The following is an 18,847-nucleotide window of genomic DNA, read 5'->3' as shown; positions in this document are numbered from 1 at the left end:
CTACACCTCCATCTTGATCGGAATGGTGCGCTTCTTGCTGCCACCAAACAGGCTGACCTCGCTGCTGCCTTCGGAGCAACCGTTGCCAAAAGTGAAGCCGCAGCCACCGCGCACGTCGAAGGCGTTCTCGGCGTATTCCCGGTGCGTTGTGGGAATCACAAACCGATCTTCGTAGTTGGCAATCGCCATGATGTGGTACATGTCCTCGACCTCTGCCATGGTGAGACCGACCTGCTCCAACACGGCGAGGTTCTGTTCGTTGTCCACGTGCTTGCTGCGCTGGTACGCACGCATTGCCAGCATGCGCTGCAGCGCGCGCACAACTGGCGCGGTGTCGCCCGCAGTCAGCAGGTTGGCCAGGTATTGCACCGGGATACGCATCTCGGCAATGTCGGGCAGCTCGCCATTGACGCCGATCTTGCCGGCGTTGGCCGCCGAGGTGATGGGCGAGAGCGGCGGCACATACCAAACCATGGGCAGCGTACGGTACTCAGGGTGCAGCGGCAGCGCCACTTTCCAGTCCACGGCCATTTTGTAGACCGGGCTCCTGCGGGCGCCTTCCAGCCACGCCTCAGGGATACCGTCACGACGCGCCTGCTCAATGACAACCGGGTCGTGCGGATCGAGGAAGATGTCGAGCTGGGCCTGATACAAATCCCGATCGCGCTCTACGCTGGCGGCTTCCTGGACGCGGTCCGCGTCGTACAAAAGCACTCCCAGATAGCGAATGCGGCCCACGCAGGTTTCCGAGCAGACGGTAGGCTGACCGGCCTCGATGCGCGGGTAGCAGAACGTGCACTTCTCGGCCTTGCCGCTCTTCCAGTTGTAGTAAATCTTCTTGTACGGGCAGCCGGAGACGCACATGCGCCAGCCACGGCACTTGTCCTGGTCGATCAGCACGATGCCGTCTTCCTCACGCTTGTAGATCGAGCCCGAAGGGCAGGACGCCACACAGGCGGGGTTGAGGCAATGCTCACACAGCCGCGGCAAATACATCATGAAGGTGTTTTCGAACTGCCCCACCATGTCCTTCTGGACCTGCTCGAAACTGTCGAGGTTAGCGTCCTTGCTGCGCTTGGAAAACTCGCCCCCCAGAATTTCTTCCCAGTTCGGGCCCCACTCGATTTTCTCCATGCGCTTGCCCGTGATCAGGCTTCGCGGCCGTGCCGTAGGCGTGGCCTTCATCTCGGGCGCCGACTGCAGGTGGTCGTAATCGAAGGTGAAGGGCTCGTAGTAGTCGTCGATCTGCGGCATGTTCGGGTTGGCGAACAGACGCATCAGCAGCTTCCATTTGCCGCCCTGGCGCGGCTCAATGGAGCCGTCGGCCTTGCGCACCCAGCCGCCGTTCCATTTGTCCTGGTTTTCCCATTCCTTGGGGTAGCCAATGCCGGGCTTGGTCTCGACGTTGTTGAACCATGCGTATTCCATACCAGGGCGGCTGGTCCAGACGTTCTTGCAGGTCACCGAACAGGTGTGGCAGCCGATGCACTTGTCCAGATTCAGCACCATGCCGATTTGCGCGCGAATTTTCATGCCGACTCTCCCTGTTGCTGCACCGCGAAGGCGCGATCGTCTTCCCGTGGCGTATCCAGCCAGTCCACTTTGTCCATCTTGCGCACCACGACGAACTCGTCGCGGTTGGTCCCGATGGTTCCGTAGTAGTTGAAGCCGTAAGACAGTTGTGCGTAGCCGCCAATCATGTGCGTGGGCTTGAGCACCACACGTGTCACAGAATTGTGGATGCCACCGCGCGTGCCGGTAATTTCCGAACCTGGGGTGTTCACAATTTTCTCCTGGGCGTGGTACATGATGACCATGCCGGGCTTGACGCGCTGGCTGACCACCGCCCGCGCCGCAATCGCGCCGTTGACGTTGTAGGCCTCAATCCAGTCGTTATCCTCCACACCAATGGCTTTGGCGTCGTCTTCGCTCAGCCAGATGATCGGTCCGCCCCGGCTGAGCGTGAGCATGATCAGGTTATCGGTGTAGGTCGAGTGGATGCCCCACTTCTGGTGCGGCGTGATGAAGTTCAGCAAGATTTCGGTGTTGCCATTGCTGCGAATGTTGTGCACGCCCGCCGTCGCCTTCAGGTTCACCGGCGGACGGTAGCTGGCAAAGCCCTCGCCAAAGGCAATCATCCATGGATGGTCCTGATAGAAATGCTGGCGGCCGGTGAGTGTGCGCCACGGGATGTACTCGTGCACGTTGGTATAGCCAGCGTTATAGGACACGGTTTCCGACTCAATTCCACTCCAGGTCGGCGAGCTGATGATCTTGCGCGGCTGCGCCTGGATGTCGCGGAAGCGAATTTTCTCGTCTTCGCGGTGCAGCGCCAGATGCGTGTGGTCACGCCCGGTCTGCTTGCTCAGCGCCGCCCAGGCCTTGACTGCCACATGGCCATTGGTCTCGGGGGCCAGCTGCAACACCATTTCGCAGGCGTCGATGTCGCTCTGGATGCGCGGCATGCCCTGCGTTACGCCGGGCTCGGTCACCACGCCGCTCAGCTGGCCGAGTTGCGTCACTTCGGTCTTCGTGTCCCAGGAAATGCCCTTGCCGCCATTGCCAATCTTGTTGAGCAGCGGACCCACAGCGGTGAAGCGCTTGTAGACGTTGGGGTAGTCGCGCTCGATCACCTGCATCTGCGGCGCGGTCCTGCCGGGAATCAACTCGCACTCGCCACGCTTCCAGTCCTTCACGTCAAACGGCTGCGCCAGTTCACCAGGTGAGTCGTGCTGCATGGGGGTGAGCACCATCTCTTGCTCAATCCCCAGGTGGCCGACGCACAGCTCGCTGAATTTTTTGGCGAAACCCTTGTAGATTTCCCAGTCGCTTTTCGATTGCCACACCGGGTCCACCGCAGTGGACAGCGGATGGATAAAGGGATGCATGTCGCTGGTGTTGAGGTCATTTTTCTCGTACCAGGTGGCTGTGGGCAGCACGATGTCCGAGTACAGGCAGGTGGTGCTCATGCGAAAGTCGAGCGTGACCAGCAAATCGAGCTTGCCTTCAGGCGCCTTGTTGTGCCAAACCACCTCTTCGGGCTTGGCCTCTTCCTTGCCCAGGTCTTTGCCCTGCACGCCGTTGTCGGTGCCCAGCAGATGCTTCAAAAAGTACTCATGGCCCTTGCCCGACGAACCAATGATGTTCGAACGCCAGACAAACATGTTGCGCGGCCAGTTGGCCGGGTGGTCGGGGTCTTCGCAGCTCAGCTTCAGTGACCCGTCTTTGAGCGACTTGACCACGTAATCCTTGGGGTCCATGCCAACAGCCTGTGCATCCTTGACTACCTTCATCGGATGCGTCTGCAGCTGCGGCGCGCTGGGCAGCCAGCCCATGCGTTCGGCGCGCACGTTGTAGTCGATCATGCTGCCGGTGTAGAGCTTCTTGTCGGCCAACGGCGAAAGCACCTCGTCCACGCCCAGTTTTTCATAGCGCCACTGGTCGGTGTGGGCATAGAAAAAGCTGGTGCTGTTCATCTGGCGCGGTGGGCGGATCCAGTCGAGCGCGAAGGCCAGCGGCGTCCAGCCGGTCTGTGGGCGCAGTTTTTCCTGGCCCACGTAGTGCGACCAACCACCGCCGCTCTTGCCGATGCAGCCGCACATCATCAGCATGTTGATGACGCCACGGTAGTTCATGTCACTGTGGTACCAGTGGTTCATGCCGGCGCCGATGATGACCATCGAACGGCCTTCGGTCTTGTGCGCATTTTCGGCGAACTGGCGCGCCACCGTGATGATCTGGTCGCGGGGCACGCCGGTGATCTGCTCCTGCCAGGCGGGCGTGTAGGGCGTGTTGTCGTCAAAGTCAGCGGCTGCCATCTCGCCCGCAAAACCACGGGCAATGCCGTACTGCGCCACCTGCAGGTCAAACACCGTGGCAACCAATGCTTCGCCGCTTCCAACCGCAATACGCTGCACCGGGACGGTGCGCACCAGCACGTCGCTTTGCTCGTTGTTCGGAAAATGCTCGTGCTGGATACCGCCAAAATACGGAAAACCCACCTGGGCGCTGTCGGTCGCGGTGCTTTCCACGCCGTCCTCGCCTTCCATTACCGATAGTTTGAGCGAGACGTCATTGCCATTGCGCGCCTCCTTGGCTTCCAGGTTCCACTGACCGGTATCGGCACGCCCGTCCGGGCCCCAGCGAAAGCCGATGGCGCCCTGCGGAACAACCACCTGTCCGCCTGTGTCCAGGGCGACCGTTTTCCAGTCCGGATTGTTCTCCTGGCCGAGCTGATCAGCAAAGTCGCTGGCACGCACGTAGCGATCAGGAACCAGGCAGGTGGTGCCGTTCTCTAGCGTGTGCTCCTTTAACATCACCAGCATCGGCAGATCGGTATAGCGGCGTGCGTAGTCGTCAAAGTAGGCCGACCGCGGCTGGCCGTTGCCGCCAAAGTAGAAGTCTTTCAGGATGACGTGGCCCATCGCCATGGCGACGGCGGCGTCGGTGCCCTGCTTGGGATGCACCCACATGTCGGAAAGCTTGGCAACCTCGGAATAGTCGGGCGTGATAGCAACCGTCTTCGTGCCCTTGTAGCGCACCTCAGTGAAGAAGTGGGCGTCCGGTGTCCGCGTCTGCGGCACGTTGGAGCCCCACGCAATGATGTAGCCGGAGTTGTACCAGTCGGCCGATTCGGGCACGTCGGTCTGCTCGCCCCAGACCTGCGGACTGCTGGGGGGGAGGTCACAGTACCAGTCGTAAAAACTCATGTTCACGCCGCCAATCAGCGACATGTAGCGCGAACCCGAGGCGTAGCTGATCATCGACATCGCCGGAATGGGCGAGAAGCCAATGATCCGGTCGGCACCGTGCTGCTGGATGGTGTAGATGTTGGCTGCGGCAATCAGCTCGTTCACCTCGTCCCAGGTGGATCGCACCATGCCGCCCAGCCCCCGCACGCTCTGGTAGTCGCGCCGCTTGGTTTCGTCTTGCACTACGGCGGCCCAGGCTTCCACCGGCGCCAACGTCAGGCGCGCTTCGCGCCAGTGCTTGAGCAGGCGGGCGCGAATCATCGGGTATTTGACGCGGTTGGCACTGTACAGATACCAGCTGTAGCTGGCGCCGCGCGAACAACCGCGCGGCTCGTGGTTGGGCATGTCCCAACGCGTGCGCGGATAGTCGGTCTGCTGCGTTTCCCAGGTAACGATGCCACCCTTGACGTAGATCTTCCACGAGCATGACCCGGTGCAGTTCACGCCGTGCGTGCTGCGTACGATTTTGTCGTGCGCCCAGCGGTTTCGGTAGGCGTCTTCCCAAGTGCGGTCTTCAGCGGTGGTTACGCCGTGCCCTCCGGAAAACGATTCGCGCGGTTGCGAAAAATGGGTAAGGCGGTCAAGGAAATGGCTCATGGGTTGTCTCCGAGAAGCAGGGAAAAAGGGGCAGATTCAGGGGTTCTTGATTTCGGCGTTTTTTCGCAAATAGAACCACCAGTTCAGTAGCAGGCACAAGGCGTAAAACACAGCAAATCCGTACATCGCCATCTGCGGCGTGCCGAGCTTGATCTGCTGGCCAATCACCACTGGCGCGATGAAGGCACCGTAGGCGGCGACCGCCGAGGTCCAGCCCAGGACAGGGCCGGCCTGTTGGCGGTCAAAGATTACACCGATGGTTCGGAAAGTGGAACCGTTGCCAATGCCGCTTGCAGCAAAGAGCACGATGAACAAGGTGAGGAAGATGAAAAAGTACTCTTCCGGCGTAGCCGATTGGTAGGCGAGTTGCATCACATAACCCACCGCCACGCCGGCGACCACCATGGCCGCGCACACCCATTGGGTAACAATGGAACCACCGAGCTTGTCAGAAATCCAGCCTCCCACCGGGCGAATGGCGGCACCCACGAAGGGGCCGATCCAGGCGTAGGCCAACACGGGCGGTCCGTTGGGGTTGACCAGTGTGTGTTGCAGGATGCCGTTGGCGTCGGGCACATGGCTGATACCAAAGATGACTTTCATCGACAGCGGCAACGCCATCGAAAAGCCAATGAAGGAACCGAAAGTGACGATGTACAGGATGGTAAGCGACCAAGTGTGTTTGTTACTGAAGATCGCGAACTGCTTGGCAACGTTTTCCTTCATCGCGCCAAATGCGGTGAGCTTCATCACCATCAGCGTGCTCACGATGATGAGCGGCATGGCAAGCCACATGTTCAGCATCCCCAGGCCACTGGGCGCTGGCAGGTAGAGATACAGGCCGACCCCCGCTGGAATGAACGAGAGCGTGTAGAGCCAGATGATTTTCAGGAAGGCCGTGATCGGGTTGCCTGTGTCCGGCGAGACTGTTTTGAGGTTGTTCATGCCAAACCAGCACAGGATGGACAGCGGCACCAGTGACAACACCCAGGCAAAGCCGGCGTTCTGAATCCAGGTGGCCGTACCCGGCTGGATCGCGCCAAAAATCCAGCCGCTTTCCTTTTGCAGCGTCATCGACTCACCGCCGAGCGATCCCAGCAAGGGCACGGTCATCACCAAAGGGATGACGATCTGCATTGTGGTCACGCCGAAATTGCCCAGGCCCGCATTCAGACCCAGCCCGGTGCCTTGCAGGCGCTTGGGAAAGAAGGTGGAGATGTTGGACATCGAAGAGGCGAAGTTGCCGCCCCCCACACCGCACCACAAGGCCATCAGCTGAAAGGACCACAGCGGCCACTCCGGATGCTGCAGCACGATGCCGGTGCCGATGGCCGGGGCCAGCAGCATGGCAGTGGTGAGGAAAATGGTGTTGCGCCCACCCGAGAGCCGGATCAGGAACGAAGCCGGGATGCGCATCGTCGCGCCCGCCAGGCCAGCGATGGCGGTCAGGGTGAACAGTTCGGCCTGGCTGAACGGATAGCCCAGGTTGAGCATTTGCACCGTGATGATGCCCCACATGCCCCAGACAGCGAAGCCGCAAAGCAGGGCCGGAATGGAAATCCAGAGATTGCGGTAGGCAATCTTCTTGCCGGTGGATTCCCAGAACTGTTCGTCCTCGGGGCGCCAATCGACAATGTCGGCGCCGCTGGTGGTTTTGTTGTTCATGATGAAGGTTCTGGCCGCAGTGGCTCAGTTTTGGAGGGAAAGAGATTTGCTCTGATCGCCCATGGGGCTGGCCCTGCGCACTTCGGTCCAGTACATCCAGATGAGCGAAACCCAGACCACCGCGTACATCAGCATGAAGGCGCTGGAACGGATGCCGGTGATGTCCACCAGCATGCCGAACATGATGGGCAGAACGAAGCCGCCCAGACCGCCGGCCAGACCGACGATGCCGCTGACGGTGCCGATGTTCTCGGGGTAGTCGTCGCTGACATACTTGAAAACGCTGGCCTTGCCGAACGCGAACGCGATACCAAGCGCAAACATGAGGCCGGTGAAGGCGTACACGTTCAGGCCCAAGTGCCAGGTCTGCACACCGTTGATGGTCTGGATGGTGAAGTCGGTCTGCGGATAGCTCAGCAGGAACAGGCAAATCCAGCTCACCCACATCACCCACCAGGTGACGCTGTGCGCACCGTACTTGTCCGACAACCAGCCGCCGATGGCGCGCAGCACGCCACCGGGCAGCGAGAAGCAGGCTGCAAGCAAGGCTGCGATGCGGATGTCCAGGCCATATTCACCGACGTAGTACTGCACCATCCACAAGGAGAGCGCCACGTAGCCGCCGAAGACGATGCTGTAGTACTGGCAGTACTTGAGCACACGCGGGTCCTTCAGCGCCTTGAGCTGGTCCATGAACTTCACCTTCGATGACACCAGATGGCGCGGATCGCTGGAGCTGCCGAACCAGAAGATGATGAGCGTAATCAGCATGATCACGGCGTACACCTTGGGCACCATGGTCCAGCCGAAGGCCACGACCAGCGCCGGCGCCACAAACTTGTTCACCGCCGCGCCCGAATTGCCGGCGCCAAACACGCCCATGGCCATACCCTGGCGGTCCCTGGGGAACCAGCGTGCCACGTAGGGCGTACCGACCGAGAACGAGCCACCGGCCAAGCCCAACACCAGGCCAATGACCAGAAAGTGCCAATACTGCGTGGCGTAGGCCATGAACCAGATGGCGGGCACCGTGATGGCCAGCAAGACGGCCATGACGATGCGGCCGCCGTACTTGTCGGTCCAGATGCCCAGCGGCACGCGGATAAGCGAGCCCGAGAGCACGGGCATGGCCGTCAGCAGGCCAAATTCGGTGGCGTTGAGCCCCAGGGTCTTCTTGAGCGGGATGCCGATGACAGCGAACATCATCCACACCATGAAGCAGACCGTAAAGGCCAGGGTGCTCACGATGAGCACGGACCAGGCTTCTCGTCCCTTTTCGGGACCCTTGCCTGCAGTGAGCGGGGCGGTAGCCATTTGCGCTTTTCCTCTCTTTTGAATGAGTGAAGCGATGTTGGCGCACGGTGGCGCCGCTGGCTATCCTTCAGGTGGAGGGGTGCAGCGGAAAAGAAGGACGAGGGTTTACCCAGGGGAGTAGTTCGAAAGAACTACTCGAGGAAAATCAATGACGGGGGTTGGCGGCGTAGACCGCCGCCTGCACACGGGAACTGAGGCCCAGCTTGCGCAAGATGTGCTGCACGTGAATCTTTACCGTGGTCTCAGCGATATCGAGCGTGCGCGCAATCTCCTTGTTGCTCGCCCCCAGCGCAATCTCGCGCAGCACTTCTTCTTCGCGCGGCGAGAGCGGCGGCGGCGCAGTCGCAGCGCTGGTGGAAGGCACCGGCGCAGTGGTTTGCATCGGCGCGACGGGCGGCGGCCCGCCCTGCGACTGAAACGCCGCCACCAGCTTGCCCATCAGCTCTGGGCTCACCACCGGCTCACCAGCCGCCGCGCGGCGAATGGCCTCGGCCAGCAAATCACCCTCGATGGTTTTCAACAAATAGCCCTGGGCGCCATTGCGCAGAGCAGTTGCCAGGTCCTGCGCATCCTCGCTCACAGTGAGCATCAGCACGTGGCTTGCCGGCGACGCAGCGCGCAAGCCGCGCACCGCGTCGATGCCAAGCACCCCCGGCAGATGGTTGTCCAGCAAGATCACCTGGGGCTGCAGAACCGGCACCAGGCGCAGTGCCTCGGCCGCGTCGCCCGCCTCACCGACCACGCGCAGGCCGTCGTCCAGCGACAGCAGCGCAACCAGGCCCCGGCGGAACAAGTTGTGATCGTCGACCACGAAAACGGAAATGGCGCTGTCTGGGTTCATAGCGAACTCCACGAAGGCAGTTGGGGCGCAGGCGATTCGGACGGCGTTGCGCCGCCAGACGCCCCTGGTTCGTTGTGTGGCAGTGCGATGCACACCGTGGTGCCCGCACCGGGTGCGGACTGCACCTCGACCCGCGCGTTGATGCCTTCGGCGCGCTCGCGCAAGATGCGCAGGCCGACGTGCAAAGAGTCGGCCGCCATGGCGAGCCCTGCATCAAAGCCTATGCCGTTGTCCTGCACCTCGAAGCGCCACTCGGGATGGCGCTGAACCCGAACATTCACCACCGTAGCGCGAGCATGCTTGCGCACATTGGAGAGCGCCTCCTGCACCATGTGCAGCACCTGAATCTGCACGTCGGCGTCCAGTGGCAAGCCGTGTCCTTCCATGCTGAGATGGGCGGCGATACCGGTCTGGTGGCCAAATTTTGAGAGCGTGGTGCGCAGCGCCTCTTCGATGTCCTCCTCGCTTGCACGGGTACGAAAATGCACCAGCAACTCACGCACATCGGCATAGCACTCGCGCACCCCGACATCCAGTTCGGCCATGCTGCGGTCGCGCGCGATGTCGTTGCCCTTTTTCACTGCGTCGCGCAGCAACTGTGTCTGAATTTTGAGAAACGCGAGCGACTGCGCAATCGAGTCGTGCAGCTCACGCGCCAGCATGCCACGCTCTTCGGCCACAGCGCCCTCGCGCTCCAGCGCCGCCGCGCGCAGCCCCTCCATGCTGCTGGCCAGATGGCGCACCATGGCTTCCAGCAGCTCGCGCATGTCGGGCGATAGCTCCAGTTCGGCGCGAAAAAACAAGTTGAGTTCGCCCAGCACGCGCTGATGCACCATCACAGGCAAGGCCACCAGGGTTTGGTAGCCCGCCTCGTGGCAGTGCGGCAACACCATGGGCGTCGCAATGCTGATAGGGATGACGCGCGCGTCGGGCAGACTTTGGGCTTGGCCACAAAAGCAGCTGCCGGCGCGCAGGCACTGCTCCTCCTCGGTCATGGAACGCGGAAGGCCGTCGGCGGCCAGGATGACATAGTGCTCGTTGCCCTCGTTCGACCAGCGCACAACAGCCGCGTCGGCTCCCGCGACGCGCCGCACCTGTTGCACAAAGCCCTGCGTGAGCTCTTTCAAGTTGGGTGCCTGTGCGGCCAAAGCGCTCACTTCATACAGCGCGGAAAGGCGCTGGTTCTTGTCCTCGATGCTGGCGGTTTTCTCGCGCACCTTGAGCGCAAGGTCGTCGTGCGAGGTCTGCAGGGCCTGCGCCATGCGGTTAAAACCCTCATTGAGCTGACCGAATTCGTCGTCCGTTTCCACCGGCAGGCGCGTGCCCAGCAGACCCTGGCGTATCTGCAAAAACGCCTCCTGCAGGCGCGCCACCGGGTTGATGACCACCAGGCCGGTCATGACCACCACGCCGAACGCAACGAGAATCGTCAAGCCCATCATGAAAAGCTGCAGCACGTGCAGCGCCGCAGTCCAGCGCGCGATCTGCACCTCAATGGCATCCACGAAGAGGTTCATCACCTCAGCCATCTCGTCGGCGCGCGCCACCAGCACCGGCACGGGCGGCGCTTCTCGCGCCAGCCACTCTTGGCGCACCGTGGTCCACTGGCTGCGCACATCGGCAAAACGCGCGCGGGTTTCATCGCTCCAGGGGACGAACAGCGGATGGTCCGGATCGCCGGTGCGCAACAGCTCCAGACTGCCTTCAATCATTTCCGCATTCGCCAGGAGCTTGTCGCGCGCGCCGTTTTCCACCGCCAGCGCCATGCGCATGGTGCGCATGCGCAAGCGGCCGGCCTCGTTCACGGCGGCGGCGCCGCCTTCGAGCTTCCAGGTGACCCAAAGCGTCACGCTGATGGAGCTGAGGGTGACCAGCAAGAACACCATGCCCATGGTCAGGAGCTTGGTGGTGAGCGTGGTGCCGGTCCGCATGGCGGGCAGTGTAAGGGAGCACCTTGCGGCCCTGGGCGGATTGCGCACAGCGCGGCACCAGTAGCATGCAGCCATGAAAACTGCCTTATTCGTCGCGTCTGGACGCTGGCCGCATGCCATTGCGGCTGCGGTACTGGCACTGCTGCTCGGCTGTGCGGCCCCGGTGCGCCTGCCAGGGGGCTGGCCCGAGAGTCTGGCAGCACTGATGCCGGCCGACATCATTTTGCTGGGTGAGCAGCACGACGCGCCGGCGCACCAGGCGATGGAAGCGGCGGCCGTGCAATGGCTGGTGGCCCAGGGCAGGCTCTCGGCCCTGGTGCTGGAAATGGCCGAGGCCGGCCACAGTACGGCTGCGCTGCCCGCCGATGCCGACGAAGCCAGCGCGCGCGCTGCGCTTGTCTGGGACGAGCGCCTGTGGCCCTGGCAGCCCTACAAAGTCGCGGTGATGGCGGCCGTGCGCGCCGCTGTTCCTGTGCTTGGCGGCAATTTGCCACGCGCCGCCATGCGCACCGCCATGCAGGACGAAGCCCTGGACGCCGCCTTGCCTCCGGCCGCGCACAGCGCACAACTGCAGGCCGTGCGCGAAGGCCATTGCGATTTGCTGCCTGAGGCGCAGTTGCCGGGCATGGTGCGCATCCAAATGGCGCGCGACCGGAGCATGGCGCGCACGCTGGCTGCAGCACCGCGCGCTCCAGGCCAGACCGTGCTGCTGATTGCCGGCGCCGGCCACGTACTGCGCAGCCGCGGCGTACCCCAATATTTACCCAGAAATTTTGAAGTAAAAGTGGTCCTAGCGCAATCAGGAAAAGCGCAACCAGCTATTGAAATAGAAGCAGATCTGGCACCCGTGACGGCTGAGCTGCCACCGCAGGACGCCTGCGCGCCGCTGCGCAAATAGCCCAGCAGCTGATCAAACGCTTTGAGCGCGCAGCAACGCCTCAAAGGCGTCTGGCGGAACCGGTCGGCTGCGCAGATAGCCCTGGTAGTTGTCGCAACCGCGCTCCCGCAGAAAGTCGAGTTGGGCCGGCGTTTCCACGCCTTCGGCCAAAACAGCAAAGCCCATGCTGTGGCCCATGGCAATGATGGCAGAGCAAATCGCCATGTCATCAGCGCTCTCGGGGATGTCGCGCACAAAGCCTTGGTCGATCTTGAGCACGTCGATGGGAAACCGCTTGATGTGCGCCAGCGATGAGTAGCCGGTGCCAAAGTCGTCCACCGCCAGCCGCAGGCCCAGGTCGCCCAGCCGGTTAAGCAGCGCCAAGGCCTGCTCGGGCCGCTCGGCCATGGCGCTTTCGGTAATTTCAAGCTCCAAAAAGTTGGCCGGGAACCCGCTTTGTGACAAGGCCTGGCCGACGCCCGCCACAAGATCCCCCAACAAAAACTGGCGCGGCGACACGTTGACCGCCATGGTCAGCGCTGGCAGCCCCGCCGTGAGCCATTGCTGCGCCTGGCGGCAGGCCTCCTCAAGTACCCACTGGCCGATGGGCGCGATCAGGCCCGACGACTCGGCCACGGGAATGAAACGATCGGGAGAAATGAGGCCCTCGTCCGGGTCTTGCCAGCGCAGCAAAGCCTCGGCGCCAACGATCCGGCCACTGGCAATGTCGACCTGCGGCTGGTAGTACAGCCGCAGCTCGCCCTCCGCCAGCGCACGGCGCAGGCGGGCCTCCAGCGTCAGGCGCTCGCGCGCAGCCTGCGTCATGGCCTCGTCGTAGAAGCACCAGGCGCCGCGCCCCAGCGCCTTGGCGCCATAGACGGCCGAGTGCGCGCCCTGCAGCAGGGCTTCGGTGGACGCCATATGGTCCGGATACATGCAGATGCCGACGCTGGCTCTGACCACCACTTCAAAGCCCTCAGGCGCACACCAAGGCCTGGCTGCCGCTTCCATCAGCTTGCGAGCAACGGCGGCGGCGCCGTCCGCATGGCGCAGGTTGCGGGCAACGACGGCGATCTCGTCGCCAGCGAGGCGTGCAATCAGGTCGCCCGGACGCAGCGCCTGCTGCACCTGCGCGGCGATGTGGCGCAGGACGGCGTCGCCCACGGTGTGGCCATAGCTTTCGTTCACCTCCTTGAACCGGTCGAGGTTCAGCTGCAGCACGGCGAAATGCTCGCCGCTGGCCCTAGCCTGCTCGCGAATGGCTTCGAGTTCCACGACCAAGCTATCGCGGTTGGCCAGGCCGGTGAGCGGATCGTGGCCGACCAGAAACTCGACCTGCTGCTCGCGCGCCCGGCTCTGGGACTGGTCGGTGAACATGCAGATGAAATGGGTGACGGTGCCGCCCGCATCGCTCACCGCGCTGATGGCCGCTTGCTCGGGAAAAATTTCGCCATTCTTGCGCTTGTTCCACAGTTCGCCTTGCCAATGTCCAGTGCGCAGCAGTTGCGCCCACAAGTCCGCGTAAAACTGGCGGTCTTGGCGGCCAGACTGGAACATGCGCGGGTTGCGGCCCAGCACCTCGGCCTCGGTGTAGCCCAGAATGCGCAGCGCCGCCGCATTGGCGGAACGGATGTTGCCCTGCGTATCGGTGACCAGCACGCCCTGGGCGGCGTTGTCCACCACCGCCATAGCCAGCCGCTGGCGCTCCTCGGAAGACCGTGCGTCACTCATATCGGTCAGCAACCCTGTGACCCGCTCCGGTTCGCCTTGCGCACCGGCGTACCAGTGCCCACGCGCCTGGAACCAGCGCACCTGGCCGTCAAAGCACTGCATGCCGAAGGACTCGAGCCGCACCTCACCTGCGCCGAGTACGAAGTGCGCCGCAGCGCGTACCCGTTCTCGGTCCTCTGGCAGGATGCGGTCCATCAGATCGGGCTCGCTTGCGAGATCGGTGCCCTGGTACGCCAGCATGCGGGCGATGCCAGGCGAAAAGCTGAAGGCCCGCGCGCGCACATCCCAGTCCCACACCCCGCTGGCACTGGCTTCTAACGCCAGTCGCAGCCGCGCTTCGCTGCGCTCAAGGGCGGCGCGCGCCTGCACCGTCCCGCTCAAATCCTGCAGCGCGCAGATCAGCGAATCGCCGGATGCATCTTCCCCCGCCCGAACGCGTGTGACGGTGCACAGCACCGGCAGCGGCTCCAGGCCACCCGCCCGCAGGCACTGGCGCTCGCCCACGTAATGGTCAATTTCGCCCGCCAGCAGGCGCTTGAGCTGCTCGGCAATCTCGGCCGAGTTGGCCGATGGCACAAAGCTGCGCCAGTTCAGGTTGGGCAGATCGCTCTCGCCCACATTCAGCATCTCCAGCAGCCGCGGGTTGGCCCACAGAATCTGGCCACCAATTCGCACGCGCGCAATGCCTGCACTTGCGTAACGCACCACCTGAGAAAATTCATCCTCGCGCAATCTGCGCTTGCGCTCGGCATCGCGAAATCGGTACACCAACCAAGCGGCCAGCACGGCGGTCAAGGCAACATACGTCCAGCCCTTCCACAACTGCCAGCGTGCGAGTTGCGCGGCGTCCGTGATCAACGCGGCCAGCAACCAGTCCCCCAGAAATACCCAGGCACAGCCCAACGCGAGATACAGCCCCGCAGCCACGCCGGGTGTCGGCATCCCTGACTGGCGAAACCATTTACTGGTGTTCATGCGGACCTACCCGATCAGGCTGCTGCGACAATTCGCTTCTATGAGCCAAGTACATGTATTAACCCTTTCATGCCCCGACCGCAAGGGTCTGGTGCATGCCCTCTCGGGTTTTTTGCTTGAACAAGGCGGCAACATCGAAGAAGCCGCCCAGTTCAACGACCCCGCCACCGGCCTGTTCTTCATGCGCGTGCAATTTGCATGCGACGCGCACGACCCCACTGAACTGAAAGCACGCCTCGCCCAATTCGCCGAGCCGCACCAGATGCAATGGGGCCTGCACGCCACGCACGAACCCATGCGCACCGCCATCCTGGTCAGCCGCGAAGGCCACTGCCTCAACGATCTGCTGTTTCGCTGGAAGTCGGGCCTGCTGCCGATCGACATCCGCGCCATCATCAGCAACCACCGCGATTTCTACCAGCTCGCCGCCGGCTACAACATTCCGTTTCACCATATTCCTGTCACTGCGGCGACCAAGGCCCAGGCCGAAGCGCGCCAGTTGGAGATCATTGAGCAGGAGGGCGCCGAACTGGTGGTTCTGGCGCGCTACATGCAAGTGCTCTCCAACGGCATGTGCCAGCGCCTTGCCGGCCGCGCCATCAATATCCATCACAGCTTTTTGCCCAGCTTCAAGGGCGCCAAGCCCTACTACCAGGCGCATGATCGTGGAGTCAAACTGATTGGTGCCACCGCGCACTACGTCACTGCCGATCTGGACGAAGGCCCGATAATCGAACAAGATGTTACACGTGCCGATCACACCGATACCGTCGAGGACCTGACGGCCCGTGGCCGCGATACCGAAAGCCAGGTGCTGGCGCGCGCGGTCAAGTGGCACAGCGAGCACCGCGTGCTGCAAAACGGGCACAAGACGGTGATTTTTCGATAAGTACCACCCAAGGGGCGCCACCGCATGATTTCGCCTGCCGAAGCTTCTGGGCCGCTGCGGCGCATCCCTCCCATCCAGTGCCTGCTGACCTTTGAAGCCCTGGCGCGCCTGCGCAGCGTGACGCTGACGGCCGATGAACTCTGCGTCACGCCCAGCGCGGTCAGCCACCGCGTCAAGCAGCTGGAGCAGATCATCGGCACGCGCCTGTTCGGCCGGGCCGATTTTTCGCTCACCACCGACGGCATTGCCTACCTGGCCAACGTGCGCGAGGGCCTGGGCGCGCTGCAGCGCTTTCCCGGTCTGGCCGGTGCGCCCGGCAAACGCCGCCTCAAACTTGCCGTCACCCCCACCTTCGCGCGGGTGATCCTGATTCCCCGGCTGCGCCATTTCCGCGAGGCCTACCCCGAGATCGACCTGGCACTGCAGATCTCCATTCCCCTCATGGACGTGGTGGCGGAGGACGCCGATCTGGTGGTGCGCTTTGGCACCGGCCACTACGCCGACGTGGAGTACAGCGAAATCGTGCGCGACATCGTGACGCCGCTGGCCTCCCCCGCCTGGCTGCGCGAGCACGGGCCGTTTGAGCGTCCGGAAGAACTCGACCCGAGCACGCTGCTGCGCAGCCCGCTGGAGCCCTGGCGCAGCTGGTTTGCCGCGGCGGGCCTGCCCTGGCAGGAACCGCGCGACGGCTCACAGTTCAACGACGTCGGCCTGATGTGCGACGCCGCCGCCGCCGGCATGGGCGTGGCCCTCGTGCGCCTCAAGCTCGGCGCGCCCTGGGTGGAGAACGGCACGCTGGTGCGCTTGTTCGACCTGGACGCGCCCAGCCCGCACGCCCACTACCTGTGCTGGCGCACCGGCGCCATGGACCGCTGGGAATGCGCGGCCTTTGCCGACTGGCTGCACAAGAGCATGGTGTAGTGGCAGGATCATCCCACGGGGTGGCTGCGCCACCGGCCTGGGCCGCGCCAGCTGGACGTGCCCACGGCAACCAAAGGAGGCGTGTAGATGGAAAAAATTCAAGTTAAATTGGCCTCTAGCGCTTATCCATCAAGCGCTGACAGCTATCTTTTTAATAGTATTCATTGGTTCTGCCCAACGCAATTCACGCAAGGCTGAAACAATCTTCACACCAGGGCGCGCGCGCTTGGCTACAGTGCAGCCATGAACACCGCCGCTGCCCAGTCGCCCACGCACACTCCCGTTTTCGCTGCGCCCAAGCCGCCCACCGAACCCGACCGCGCCGCGCGCCAGCGCGAAGTGGTGGCCGCACTGGCCAGCGTGCTGCCGGCGCACAGTCTGCTGTGGAACGCGGAAGACACCACGCCCTACGAGTGCGATGGCCTGACCGCGTACCGCCAGCGCCCGCTGGTGGTCTGCCTGCCCGAGACCGAAGACGAAGTGCAGGCCGTGCTGCGCACCTGCCACCGCCTGAGCGTTCCCGTAGTGGCGCGCGGCGCCGGAACCGGGCTCTCCGGCGGCGCCATGCCGCACGCGCTGGGCGTGACGCTCTCCTTGGCACGCTTCAACCGCATCGTTGAGATTGACCCGCGCGCCCGCACCGCCCGCGTGCAGTGCGGCGTGCGCAACCTGGCCATCAGCGAGGCCGCGGCGCAATACGGTCTGTACTACGCGCCCGACCCGAGCAGCCAGATCGCCTGCACCATTGGCGGCAACGTGGCGGAAAACTCGGGCGGCGTGCACTGCCTGAAGTACGGCCTGACGGTGCACAACGTGTTGGCGGTGCGCGGCTTCACCATGGAGGGCGAACCGGTGCAATTCGGCAGCGCCGCGCTCGATTCGCCCGGCTACGACCTGCTGGCCACGGTGATCGGCAGCGAAGGCATGCTGGCCGTGGCGGTGGAAGTCACCGTCAAGCTGATCCCCAAGCCGCTGCTGGCGCGCTGCATCATGGCCAGCTTTGACGACATCCGCAAAGCGGGCGACGCCGTGGCCGCCGTGATTGCCGCCGGCATCATCCCCGCCGGCCTGGAGATGATGGACAAGCCGATGACGGCCGCCGTGGAAGACTTTGTGCACGCCGGCTACGACCTGACGGCCGAAGCGATTTTGCTGTGCGAAAGCGACGGCACGCCCGAAGAGGTGGAGGAAGAAATCTCCCGCATGCGCGCCGTGCTGGCGGGCGCCGGCGCCACGGCCATCTCGGTCAGCAAGGACGAAGCCGAGCGCCTGCGTTTCTGGAGCGGGCGCAAAAACGCCTTCCCGGCCAGTGGCCGCATCAGCCCCGACTACATGTGCATGGATTCGACCATCCCGAGAAAGCGCCTGGCCGACATCCTGCTGGCCATCCAGCAGATGGAAAAAAAGTACCAGTTGCGCTGTGCGAACGTGTTCCACGCGGGCGACGGCAACCTGCACCCGCTCATCATGTTTGACGCCAACGACCCGGACCAACTGCACCGCTGCGAGCTGTTTGGCGCGGAGATCCTGGAGACCAGCGTGGCCATGGGCGGGACGATTACCGGCGAACACGGCGTAGGCGTGGAGAAGCTCTCGAGCATGTGCGTTCAGTTCTCGCGGGAAGAAAACGCGCAGATGATGGCGCTGAAGCACGCCTTCGACCCCGAAGGCCTGCTCAACCCTGGCAAGCTCATTCCCACGCTCAACCGCTGCGCCGAGTACGGCAAGATGCTGATTCGCGGCGGCAAGCTGGCGCACCCCGACCTGCCCCGCTACTGAGCGACCACTGCGATGCAGATGCTGCAAGGCCTGGCCATTCTGCTGACCTTGCAGTCGCTGGGCGAGGCGCTCTCGCGGCTGCTGCACCTGCCCTACCCCGGCCCGGTGATTGGCATGGTGCTGCTGCTCATCGCGCTGCGCTGGCCTGCCGTGCAGCTGCGCGTGCGCTCGGTGGCCGATTTTCTGCTGGCGCACCTCTCGCTGCTGTTCGTGCCCGTGGGCGTGGGCGTCATCACCCAGCTTGACGTGCTGGCGCAATATGGCCTGCGGCTGGCGGTGGTGCTGGTGCTCTCGACCTGGATTGGCATGGCGGTGTCGGCGCTGGTGCTGCGCTGGTTGATGAAGTGACCCCCCTATGTCGCTGCGCTCCTCCATGCAGCCACCAGAGACGGCTGCCCTTCGGGGACGTCCAAACCTGCGCAGGCAGGCTTGGAGCCGCGCCCCTCAGCCCCCGCTCTCGCACCGCTGCGCGCTGCGGGTGGGGGACGCCACCTGTGCGGCGGGGCGGCGCGGCCGGCCAAGGCCCTTGCACGGTGGCCGCTGGCCTGGGTCACGCGGGTACTCTGCGCCGTGGGG

12 protein-coding genes are annotated in these 18,847 nt (G+C 63.5%); 5 read left to right on the top strand and 7 right to left on the bottom strand.

Annotation, left to right across the window (positions count from 1 at the left end):
• The 6 genes from narH to C6571_RS09225 all read right to left on the bottom strand — a co-directional run bounded on the left by narH (position 1) and on the right by C6571_RS09225 (position 11,099).
• Positions 1–1,533: a nitrate reductase subunit beta gene (gene narH / locus C6571_RS09250; protein ID WP_106446434.1), complete on the bottom strand. Its 1,533-nt coding sequence runs from the start codon at positions 1,531–1,533 to the stop codon at positions 1–3.
• Positions 1,530–5,348, bottom strand: a complete 3,819-nt coding sequence (locus tag C6571_RS09245; protein ID WP_106446433.1) for a nitrate reductase subunit alpha — start codon at positions 5,346–5,348, stop codon at positions 1,530–1,532. Before C6571_RS09245 ends, narH begins: the two co-directional genes overlap by 4 nt.
• Before the next feature lie 36 nt (positions 5,349–5,384).
• A complete protein-coding gene (locus tag C6571_RS20210; protein ID WP_106446432.1) occupies positions 5,385–7,013 on the bottom strand; it encodes an MFS transporter in 1,629 nt (542 codons plus the stop codon).
• Between the two features lie 24 nt (positions 7,014–7,037).
• Entirely contained in the window at positions 7,038–8,327 is a 1,290-nt protein-coding gene (locus tag C6571_RS20205) for an MFS transporter (RefSeq protein WP_106446431.1), read from the bottom strand.
• Positions 8,328–8,472: 145 nt separating this feature from the next.
• Positions 8,473–9,168, bottom strand: coding sequence for a response regulator (locus tag C6571_RS09230; protein ID WP_106446430.1), 696 nt, complete (start codon positions 9,166–9,168; stop codon positions 8,473–8,475).
• A complete protein-coding gene (locus tag C6571_RS09225) occupies positions 9,165–11,099 on the bottom strand; it encodes a type IV pili methyl-accepting chemotaxis transducer N-terminal domain-containing protein (protein ID WP_106446429.1) in 1,935 nt (644 codons plus the stop codon). Before C6571_RS09225 ends, C6571_RS09230 begins: the two co-directional genes overlap by 4 nt.
• 73 nt (positions 11,100–11,172) lie before the next feature.
• On the opposite strand from C6571_RS09225, the gene C6571_RS09220 reads away from it, so the two are divergent.
• Positions 11,173–11,997, top strand: coding sequence for a ChaN family lipoprotein (locus tag C6571_RS09220; protein WP_106446428.1), 825 nt, complete (start codon positions 11,173–11,175; stop codon positions 11,995–11,997).
• Between the two features lie 12 nt (positions 11,998–12,009).
• Here the strand turns inward: C6571_RS09220 and C6571_RS09215 are convergent, their stop codons facing one another.
• A complete protein-coding gene (locus tag C6571_RS09215; RefSeq protein ID WP_245901235.1) occupies positions 12,010–14,682 on the bottom strand; it encodes a sensor domain-containing protein in 2,673 nt (890 codons plus the stop codon).
• A 40-nt stretch (positions 14,683–14,722) separates the two neighbouring features.
• Here C6571_RS09215 and purU point away from each other — a divergent pair, with 40 nt between their 5' ends.
• The 4 genes from purU to C6571_RS09195 all read left to right on the top strand — a co-directional run bounded on the left by purU (position 14,723) and on the right by C6571_RS09195 (position 18,619).
• Positions 14,723–15,571 (top strand): formyltetrahydrofolate deformylase, encoded by an 849-nt coding sequence (purU, locus tag C6571_RS09210; protein ID WP_106446426.1) that lies wholly within the window; start codon positions 14,723–14,725, stop codon positions 15,569–15,571.
• A 24-nt stretch (positions 15,572–15,595) separates the two neighbouring features.
• The gene (locus tag C6571_RS09205; protein ID WP_106446425.1) at positions 15,596–16,492 is read left to right on the top strand and encodes a LysR substrate-binding domain-containing protein; all 897 of its coding nucleotides are present in this window, start codon (positions 15,596–15,598) and stop codon (positions 16,490–16,492) included.
• 243 nt (positions 16,493–16,735) lie between these two features.
• Positions 16,736–18,271 (top strand): FAD-linked oxidase C-terminal domain-containing protein, encoded by a 1,536-nt coding sequence (locus tag C6571_RS09200; protein ID WP_106446424.1) that lies wholly within the window; start codon positions 16,736–16,738, stop codon positions 18,269–18,271.
• A gap of 12 nt (positions 18,272–18,283) precedes the next feature.
• Positions 18,284–18,619 (top strand): CidA/LrgA family protein, encoded by a 336-nt coding sequence (locus C6571_RS09195; RefSeq protein WP_106446423.1) that lies wholly within the window; start codon positions 18,284–18,286, stop codon positions 18,617–18,619.
• Positions 18,620–18,847 lie beyond the last annotated feature (228 nt).

Origin of the sequence: Simplicispira suum (assembly GCF_003008595.1) — a bacterium.
Classification (GTDB): domain Bacteria; phylum Pseudomonadota; class Gammaproteobacteria; order Burkholderiales; family Burkholderiaceae_C; genus Simplicispira; species Simplicispira suum.
This window is presented reverse-complemented; position numbering and strand designations above follow the sequence as displayed.

Bases quoted from the DNA above. Each gene is read 5' to 3' on its own strand.
- C6571_RS09220 (WP_106446428.1), top strand. From the start codon at position 11,173: ATGAAAACTGCCTTATTCGTCGCGTCTGGACGCTGGCCGCATGCCATT.
- C6571_RS20210 (WP_106446432.1), bottom strand. From the start codon at position 7,013: ATGAACAACAAAACCACCAGCGGCGCCGACATTGTCGATTGGCGCCCC.
- purU (WP_106446426.1), top strand. From the start codon at position 14,723: ATGAGCCAAGTACATGTATTAACCCTTTCATGCCCCGACCGCAAGGGT.
- C6571_RS20205 (WP_106446431.1), bottom strand. From the start codon at position 8,327: ATGGCTACCGCCCCGCTCACTGCAGGCAAGGGTCCCGAAAAGGGACGA.
- narH (WP_106446434.1), bottom strand. From the start codon at position 1,533: ATGAAAATTCGCGCGCAAATCGGCATGGTGCTGAATCTGGACAAGTGC.
- C6571_RS09195 (WP_106446423.1), top strand. From the start codon at position 18,284: ATGCAGATGCTGCAAGGCCTGGCCATTCTGCTGACCTTGCAGTCGCTG.
- C6571_RS09200 (WP_106446424.1), top strand. From the start codon at position 16,736: ATGAACACCGCCGCTGCCCAGTCGCCCACGCACACTCCCGTTTTCGCT.
- C6571_RS09215 (WP_245901235.1), bottom strand. From the start codon at position 14,682: ATGAACACCAGTAAATGGTTTCGCCAGTCAGGGATGCCGACACCCGGC.
- C6571_RS09245 (WP_106446433.1), bottom strand. From the start codon at position 5,348: ATGAGCCATTTCCTTGACCGCCTTACCCATTTTTCGCAACCGCGCGAA.
- C6571_RS09225 (WP_106446429.1), bottom strand. From the start codon at position 11,099: ATGCGGACCGGCACCACGCTCACCACCAAGCTCCTGACCATGGGCATG.
- C6571_RS09205 (WP_106446425.1), top strand. From the start codon at position 15,596: ATGATTTCGCCTGCCGAAGCTTCTGGGCCGCTGCGGCGCATCCCTCCC.
- C6571_RS09230 (WP_106446430.1), bottom strand. From the start codon at position 9,168: ATGAACCCAGACAGCGCCATTTCCGTTTTCGTGGTCGACGATCACAAC.